Raw genomic sequence first — 8970 nt, forward strand, 5'->3', positions numbered from 1 at the left:
AGCATTGCAGAATAGGCTTCTAATCCGTCTTTGTTTTTTATTGCAATATAGATGGCTTTATGTTGTTTGAATAATAGATCATGTTTGTAGTAATCGTTGTAAAGTCTGCTTCTAACTTCATATGAAATCTTTTCTATCCATTGATAAATGGTATTCATTATATGTATTAAAAAGATATTTTTTGTTGCATAGGATATAGTAGAATGAAAGTCTGCATCAGAGTCATATCCTATTTTACCTTTTTTTAATGCCTCCTCCATCTCTTTTAAATATTGGTCAAGTTGCTTTAATTCCTCATCTGTAATTCTTTCAGCTGCAGTATATGCCGCCCAGGTCTCTAAAATTTTTCTAACTTCCATTAAATCAACTATTGCATCTTTTTTATTGGCATATTCCTCAAATGCAAAATCAAAGGTTTCATTTCCCAGGGATTTTACAAATGTCCCACCACCCTGTCGTTGTTCTAAAAGTCCCCTTGCCTCTAGTTTGTTAATAGCCTCTCTAAGAGTAGGTCTGCTAACGCCCATTTGAGCAGCAAGTTCCCGTTCTGGGGGAAGTTTATCTCCTGGCCTTAATTTTCCTTCAACAATTAGTTTTCTAATTTGTTCAAAAATTTCATCACTAATGCGTTTGGGCTTGATTTTTTGAAACATCTCCTTCAATTGCCTCGTATAAAATTTCTACAGGATGCAACACTTTGCATTTTAAATTTCTATGCATAACCGCATCGGAGAGATTCATAACACAGCCTGGACAGGGTGTAAATAGCATTTTTATACCTTTTTTTTCTACTTCCTCCGCCTTTTTTAAGGATAAAGTGAGAGAGTCTTTGTAGTGTTTTAAATTAAACGTACCTCCAAAGCCACAGCAATCTTTATTTTCGAGTTCTATAAAGTCTTTTGATATTTTTGAAATAACATCTATTAATATTGGAACATTACCTGATTCATAATGACACGGAATATGTAAACTTGTTTTTTCTTTTATATGAACATTTATATCTATGTTTAAGACTTGTTTTATGAAGATTATAATGTCGATAAATTTCACATCTGGTTTGCTTAAATCTACTACTAAATTTAAGCTTTCAAGAGTATGGTTGCAGGTAGGACAGGAGGTTACTACATATTTTACATCATGTGCATCAAAAAAATCATAATTTATACTGAGTAATTCTTTCATAATATCCAGTTTCCCCATTGTGGCAGCAGGTATTCCGCAGCAGTAATTTGTCTCTGGTACAATAACAGTAACTCCAAGTCTATTTAATAATTTTACAATTTTTTCACCCCAATCAACATATATCATATTGATTGCACAGCCAGGATAGAAAATAACTTTTAATTGTTCATCCTTCGCATAATGAGTACCACCATAAGTTGATGTAAAAAATGTCTTTTTAACACCTTTTATATATCTATTCCCCAATAATTTTAAGTTTACATAATAAATATCATCTTTTACTTCTTTTGTTGCTATTTTAAATCCCTTATGTAACATGGGGGATACTTTTGTTAGTAGAGAAGGATGAGATAAGGCTAACTCCAAGATGGCCTTTTGGTATACAGGTAATTTTTTTATTTTTCTAAGAGTAGACTTTGCTTTTAAAAAGATTTCAACGGTATTGACACCGCTTGGACAATTTTTTTCACACCTTCCACAAAGTATACAATAATCTAGGATTTTGAGTGTATTTTTCACATCTTTTATATTCCCCTCATACAGGGATTCAATTAAACTTATCTTTCCCCTAGCAACTGAGCCTTCAAAAAAATTTTCATTATATAGGGGACAGACTGACTGACACATCCCACACTTCATGCACTTAATTATTAACTCTTCAAGGTCCTTGAGTTCATGGATTAATCTTTTCATTATTTCAGTCCCATTTTGTTTGGGTTTAAAAGATTTTTAGAGTCAATCCCCTTTTTTAATCTTTCCATATAATTTAAAGTGTCTTTACCAACTTCCTTTGCCATAAACTTCGCCTTTAAGATACCTATTCCATGCTCTCCGCTCAGAGTTCCACCCAGCATTAATGCCTTTTCAAATATTTCATTTATTGCCTTTTCAACTCTTGTCATTTCCTCTTTGTCTCTTTTGTCTGTAAGGATCGTTGGATGGAGGTTTCCATCTCCAGCATGACCAAAGGTACCAATAGTTACTTGGTATTTTTTTGAAATACGTTGAATTTCCTCCATAAGAGAGGGTATTCTACTTCGAGGTACAGTAGCATCTTCCAGAATTAAGGTTGGTTTTAGTCTGGCCAGACAGGAAAGTGCCTTTCTCCTTGCAGTCCAAATTTGTGCTTTTTCAGTTTCATCTTTTGCTTCTACCACTTCTCCCTTATGCTTTTCACAAATTGATTTTATTTTGTTAAATTCCTCTTGAACAACAGACCTATGTCCATCTACTTCAATTAAAAGCAATGCATCTACATCCAATGGTAGGCCAATTTTTTCATGCTCTTCAACAGCACGTATTGTAAAGTTATCCATAAGCTCCAAAGTGCATGGAACTATTTTGGATGCAATAATATCAGATACAGTATCGCATGCATTCATAATGGATTTATATTTGACCAACATTGACCTTGAAGATTGAGGTTTTGGGATGAGTTTTAGTGTAATTTCGTGTATGATACCTAAGAGTCCCTCAGATGCTATCATAAGCCCTGTTAGATTAAAGCCAGTTACAAGTTTTACTGTCTTTCCTCCTCCAATAATCTCATTTCCCTGACTGTCGAAAAATTTTACTCCCATAACATAGTCTTTTGTAACTCCATATTTAAGACCTCTAAGTCCTCCGGCATTTTCTGCAACATTTCCTCCTATAGTAGAGATGGACATGCTTCCGGGATCAGGTGGGTAAAACAAACCATATTTTTCAACTGCATCAGCAAATTGCTTTGTTATAACTCCAGGTTCAACTACAGCATAAAGGTCTTCTTCATTTATTTCTTTAATTTTATTCATCTTAGTTGTAACAAGTACACATCCGCCTTTTATGGGAACTGTACCACCACTTAGATTTGTCCCAGCTCCCCTTGTTGTTATAGGTATATTATTTTCATACATAAGTTGTATAATTTGCTTTAATTGTTCTTCATTTTCTGGAAATACAACTATGTCAGGTAATACTTTTTTAGAAAACGCTGCATCGTAGGAAAAGAGAGCACGTTGGGATTCATCATGTATAACTTGATCTTTTTTTGGGAGTATTGTTCTTAATTTTTTTATTAAATTTTTATTCACAATAAACTCCACATTATTTAAATATTATAGAAGGAAGCCATGTAATTATTTGGGGAAAAGCTATACAAAGGATAAGTCCTACAGCCTGTAAAGCAACAAAGGGTAGGATTCCTTTATATATATGAGCCATAGTCATTCCTTTAGGAGCTACACCTTTTAAATAAAAAAGAGCATATCCGAAAGGTGGAGTTAGGAATGACATTTGAAGATTAATGGATACAATCATTGCAAACCATAGAGGATCAAAATGGAGTTGGTCCACTGCAAGGGGAGTGAAGATTGGAACACACAAAAGAAGTATTCCCAACCAATCAACAAACATTCCTAATATAAAAATTATAAACATCATTATTCCTAAAATCACCCATTTGTTAGAACTTATAGCAAAAATTAATTCAGTAAAAACGTCGCCTCCGCCTAAACCCATAAAAACTGCAGTATAAAAGTTAGCGCCAACAAATATAAGCATAACCATACAGGTAATTTTAAGTGTAGAATATCCAGCTTCCTTTAACATTGAAATATTTAATCTTTTGTTAAAGGCTGCAAGTAACAATGCGCCTACACATCCCAATCCTGCAGCCTCTGTTGGAGTTGCAATTCCTGCAGCAATACTTCCAAGTACAGCAAATATTAAAAAAAGAGGAGGAATCATTGACTTAAAAGTCATCAATATCTTTTGTTTTAGGGTATGAATTCTTTCTTCTTTAGGGATTGGTGGACCTGCATCTGGATTTATAAATGTACAATAAATCCATGTATAGATAAGATACAAGAAGGAGAGTAAAAGGCCCGGTAAAAATGCCGCCATAAAGAGCTTCCCAACGGACATTCCGATTAGACCTCCATACACAACTAACATAATAGAGGGAGGTATTAAAATTCCCAAAGTGCCACCAGCAGTTATAACGCCGGCAGTGAGCTCTTTTGAGTAACCTTTTTTTAACATTGCAGGGGCTGCTAACAATCCCATTGCGACTACTGACGCACCAATGATTCCGGTTGTTGCAGCAAACACTGTACATACAACTATTGTGGCAAGGGCAAGTCCTCCCCTAATTGGACCTAACACAATATACATGGTTTCGTATAGTTCTTCTGCAACTCCAGATTTATCTAAAAATTGTGCCATTAAAATAAAAAGAGGTATTGCAACAAGCACATAGTTAGTCATAAGACCATAAGTTTTATTTGCCAGTATAAAGAATGCTCCTGGTCCATATCCTAAAATTCCGAAAATAACTCCTAATGCACCAAGTGTTATACCCAGTGGATGGCCTAAAAAAATTGCTAATAATAAGAATACAAACATACTAATAGATAGCACTTCTGGACTCATTATATTTCTTCTCCTTTTATTTTATAATAAGATTTAATAGCGTTAGATATTCCCTGAAGAAACAATAGGAAAAAGGCTACAGGCATAAATGTTTTAAAGGGATAAATTGCAGGAGCCCATGGAGACTGGCTATGTTCCATAATTTGCCATGATTGTAACATAAATATCCAAGAAGATTTAATAGCAATAAGTGTAAAAGGGAGAAAGAAAATAAAGAAAGTTATTAAATCTAAAATCCCTTGTAGTTTATGATTTAATTTAGAATAGAATACATCTATCCCAATGTGCATATTATGCTTTAAAGTGTAGCCTAAACCCATTAAAAACATAACTGCATATAACATATAACTTAATTCAAATCCCCACATGGTCGGACTATTAAAAACTTTTCTTCTAATTACCTCATACACAACTACAAAAAGTAATACATATACAATATAGCTTGTTACTTTTCCAATAATTTCGTTTAAACAATCAATGGCCCTTGCAATCTTTTTCATAAAGCCTCCACAAAAAAGGGGAGATACAATCTCCCCTTCATTTTGTTTATTAAATTATAACTATTCGTAATGTTTACCTGCTATATAATCTTCATAAGGATAGGCGGAAACACCACTTCTCAAATCTTTCCACTTTGAATAGTGTTTAATAAAATTTTCTTGAGAAGTTAACACCTTATCAAGAAAAGGATTCTTCTTTCTTAACGTATCAAGATATTGCTTGGTGGTCTTTCTAAGTTCATTCAAAGATTTATCTGATAATTTATTGAACTTTACTCCTTGTTTCTCGTATTTTTCAATTGCCAGGGCATTGTTATATTCGCTCCTTGTTAAATCCCATAATTGCAGTTCCCTCGATGCTATCTCTAACACATATTTAAGATGATCTGGGAGTTTATCATATGCTTTTTTGTTGACCTCAAACATAAGTTGTACAGCTGTTTGATGCCACCCTGGAACCATTACGTTTTTAGCTATATCTTGAAATCCCATAGGAAAGGTAATGTAGGGAGTCGAAAATTCAGCTGAATCTAGCACCCCCCTTTCAAAAGCTAAATATATCTCTCCTCCAGGAAGCGGAGTAACAGACACACCCATATCCTTTAATATATCTGCTGCCCATCCTACTGTTCTAACTTTCATCCCCTTTAATTGAGATACCTCTGTTATTGGTTTTTTGGTAAAAAAACCCATTTCCTGACCAGAATTTCCACCCAATAGAGGAACAAGACCATATTTACCGTAAAGTTCTTTAGCTAGTTTCATCCCGTCACCAGACATAAGCCAGATTGAATATTCAACGTTATTCATGCCAAATGGTACAGAGGCAAAGGCTACAAATGCCTGGTTTTTACCCTTCCAATACCCTGGCCAATCGTGTCCTATTTCAGCTACTCCATTCCTTACAGCATCAAATACTTGAAAAGCAGGAACTATTGAACCTGCAGGATAAACCTTAATTTTAAGCTGACCATTTGATAGTTTTGACACTGTTTCTGCAAAATGAAGAACCGTTTGATGCCAGGGAATACCCGTTGGCCAGGTGGTTACCATTTTCCAATGATAAGTCTTTGCTAAAGTTGAACCACTTAAAAAAGTAACTAAAAAAATTACACTTAAAATTCTCATAAAAATTCTCATAAAAATTCTCATAAAACCCTCCTATTTAATTTTTTATTAGGTTAAATATGGACTTCAAAAAGAAGCTAAAAATTGGTAATATCATTTATCGATAAAACCATTTTTTGTCAATATATTTTTATGTTTTTTTAAAAAGGTTATTTGCAATCTCTATTGACAAAAATATGGCAGTTGTATTATTGGTTTTACCAATTTATTTTGTGAGGACAATATTATGTTGGAGAAATTTATTTTTTACTCAAAATTGGTTGGAAATAAAAATTATTTGGTCAAAGAACACGATTTTAGTCAAAAGGAATTTGAACACCATTATGATATTGTATGGTTGCCATCCTTTTCTTTTTTGAAAATGTTAGATGTGGGAAAAAATGGGATTTCTTCTGCTATTGTAGAGGCAGATTATGGAATTGCGGAGACAGGTTCTGTAGTAATTAATTCTTTAGACTTTCAGCTTAGAAAGACAACATGTCTTGCTGAAAAACTGGATATTGTGGTTTTTAGATCAAAGATTGTGGAATCTTTAGAAGATATTGAAGAGTTTTTGAGAGATCTTACCAGAAAAAATGCCTATATAGCCTTTATAACAGGCGCTAGCAGGACGGCTGATATTGAGAGGGTGCTCACAATAGGAGTTCATGGTCCATGTGAGACAAATATTTTTATTGTAGAAGATAGATAATTCCCTTTGCATTGAAATTGATGGTTTTTATTAATTATGAAGTTACGCATAGGAGTCTTTTATGGTCAGAGACAAAATAAAACAGGCAATTTCTAATGAAGTGTTATATAAAAATTTAAAAGCCTTTGTTGAAAATTATAAAATTGCCAAAGAAAAGGCATATCAGGGTCATGATTTTGAAAATATCAGAAGGCAGCTAAATAAAATCAAAGATTATTCATATGATGAAATTGTCTCCCTGTATGAACAGTTTAAGGAGAATGCTGAAGCAAAGGGCTGTTATGTGTATGCGGCAAAGGATAGTCATGATGCAAACAGCTATATTTTGGATGTATGTAAAAGACATGGTGCAGATTTGATTGTAAAATCAAAGTCAATGACATCTGAAGAGATAAGGCTAAATGATTTTTTAAAGCAAAATGATATAACTCCCATTGAAACTGATCTTGGTGAATGGATTTTGCAGCTTGCAGAAGAGAAGCCTTCTCACATGGTCATGCCAGCGATACACAAAAGTAGGCAGGAGGTTGCTAGATTATTCGAGAAGATAAAAGGACGTAAAGTTGATGAAAATGATATAAAAAATATGGTAAAGATTGCCCGCCATACCTTGAGAGACTATTTTTTTAAGGCAAAAGTCGGTATAACCGGTGCAAATTTTGCGGTAGCTGAGACTGGAACTATTGCAATTGTGACAAACGAGGGCAATGCAAGGCTGACAACAACTATTCCAAATGTGCATATAGTACTCTTAGGATATGAAAAATTGGTTAGAAGCTTTAGTGATAGTTTAAAGATATTAAGGGCCTTACCAAAGAGTGCAACAGGCCAGATAATTAGCACATATGTTTCCTGGATTTCTGGTACATATCCAGCTTCTGACAATAAAGAGGTTCATTTTGTATTTTTGGATAATGGCAGGCTTCCTATTTTAAAAAATCCTGCATTAAAAGAGGCCTTAAAGTGCATTAGATGTGGAAGTTGTGCAAATGTTTGTCCAGTTTATGAAATAGTAGGAGGACATGTTTTCGGTTCAACTTATGTTGGAGCAATTGGTCTTATTTTAACGTGTTTTTATGAAGATGAAAAAATTGCAAATGAACTTTTAAAAATGTGTATTGGTTGTAAGACCTGTTCAGTAAATTGTCCTGCAGGTATAGATTTACAATCATTAATCTTTGATATTAATGCTGCGATTTCAGAAAAATATCATGTTCCAACTTATAAAAAGATTGCTGCTTATAATGTATTACCTAATCCATATGTATTTTCCCAGATTTCCAAAATTGGAAAATTTTTACAAAAGCCAATTGTAAAAAATAAAGAGATAGATAAAATTCCCTTTGTATCTAAGGATCTAAATTTTAGAGTACTTCCAGCTTTTGCTCACATGTCTTTTACAAAAATATACCAAAAATATTATAATGAAAACAGAAAGAAATTGTATAAATCCAGAGTTTTTTTCTATTCAGGTTGTGCAATTGAATATTTTTTTACAGATATGGGGCTATATTTATTAAACCTTTTAGACAAAATAGATGTTAAAGTTGATATCCCTAAAAAAATGGTATGTTGTGGACTTCCTTCTCTTCATATGGGGCTTGGAAGTGCGGGATTAAAAACCATATTAAAGAATTTAAGATTTTTTGATGAAGATATAGACCAAGATGTCTTGGTGCTTTGTCCAACCTGTGGCTCAACCATTAAACATGAATATCCAAGATATACTAACATCTCCCCAAAAGATTATCAAAAGAGTATAGAACTTAGAGAAAGGGTCAAGTCTTTATCCCAATTTCTAAGTGAATTAAGTCTTAAAATTACATATAAACACGAATATAAAGTTACATACCACAACCCTTGTCATCAAAAAAGGGGACTCTGTTTTTCTACTGAAGAATTTTTAAAACCTATTTTAGGTGAGTATTTTGTTCCCCTTAAGGATAGTGATAAGTGTTGCGGATTTGGTGGGTCATTTTCATTTGATTTTCCTGAGATTTCATCAAAAATACTTGATAACAAAATAGAAAATATTATTTCAACAAAGGCAGATATTGT

8 protein-coding genes are annotated in these 8970 nt (G+C 33.5%); 2 read left to right on the plus strand and 6 right to left on the minus strand.

Annotated elements, in window-relative coordinates:
• The 6 genes from ACY2V1_RS03725 to ACY2V1_RS03750 all read right to left on the minus strand — a co-directional run.
• On the minus strand, positions 1 to 653 hold a 653-nt coding region (locus ACY2V1_RS03725; protein WP_461833453.1), incomplete at its 3' end, for a FadR/GntR family transcriptional regulator.
• Positions 622 to 1875 (minus strand): (Fe-S)-binding protein, encoded by a 1254-nt coding sequence (locus ACY2V1_RS03730; RefSeq protein WP_461833454.1) that lies wholly within the window; start codon positions 1873 to 1875, stop codon positions 622 to 624. The genes ACY2V1_RS03725 and ACY2V1_RS03730, both read right to left, overlap by 32 nt.
• A complete protein-coding gene (locus ACY2V1_RS03735) occupies positions 1875 to 3254 on the minus strand; it encodes an FAD-binding oxidoreductase (RefSeq protein ID WP_461833455.1) in 1380 nt (459 codons plus the stop codon). Before ACY2V1_RS03735 ends, ACY2V1_RS03730 begins: the two co-directional genes overlap by 1 nt.
• A gap of 13 nt (positions 3255 to 3267) precedes the next feature.
• Positions 3268 to 4593 carry a TRAP transporter large permease gene (locus ACY2V1_RS03740; protein WP_461833456.1) on the minus strand — a complete coding sequence of 442 codons (1326 nt, stop codon included), beginning with the start codon at positions 4591 to 4593 and terminating at the stop codon, positions 3268 to 3270.
• Positions 4593 to 5093 (minus strand): TRAP transporter small permease subunit, encoded by a 501-nt coding sequence (locus ACY2V1_RS03745; RefSeq protein ID WP_461833457.1) that lies wholly within the window; start codon positions 5091 to 5093, stop codon positions 4593 to 4595. The genes ACY2V1_RS03740 and ACY2V1_RS03745 overlap by 1 nt, the downstream gene beginning before the upstream one ends.
• 60 nt (positions 5094 to 5153) lie before the next feature.
• Positions 5154 to 6245: a TRAP transporter substrate-binding protein gene (locus ACY2V1_RS03750; RefSeq protein WP_461833458.1), complete on the minus strand. Its 1092-nt coding sequence runs from the start codon at positions 6243 to 6245 to the stop codon at positions 5154 to 5156.
• Positions 6246 to 6447: 202 nt separating this feature from the next.
• Here ACY2V1_RS03750 and ACY2V1_RS03755 point away from each other — a divergent pair, with 202 nt between their 5' ends.
• Positions 6448 to 6912, plus strand: a complete 465-nt coding sequence (locus ACY2V1_RS03755) for an LUD domain-containing protein (protein ID WP_461833459.1) — start codon at positions 6448 to 6450, stop codon at positions 6910 to 6912.
• A 61-nt stretch (positions 6913 to 6973) separates the two neighbouring features.
• Positions 6974 to 8970 (plus strand): L-lactate dehydrogenase (quinone) large subunit LdhH (ldhH, locus tag ACY2V1_RS03760; protein ID WP_461833460.1); only part of this gene is annotated, 1997 nt, incomplete at its 3' end.

The sequence above is a fragment of the Desulfothermus sp. genome, assembly GCF_053993635.1.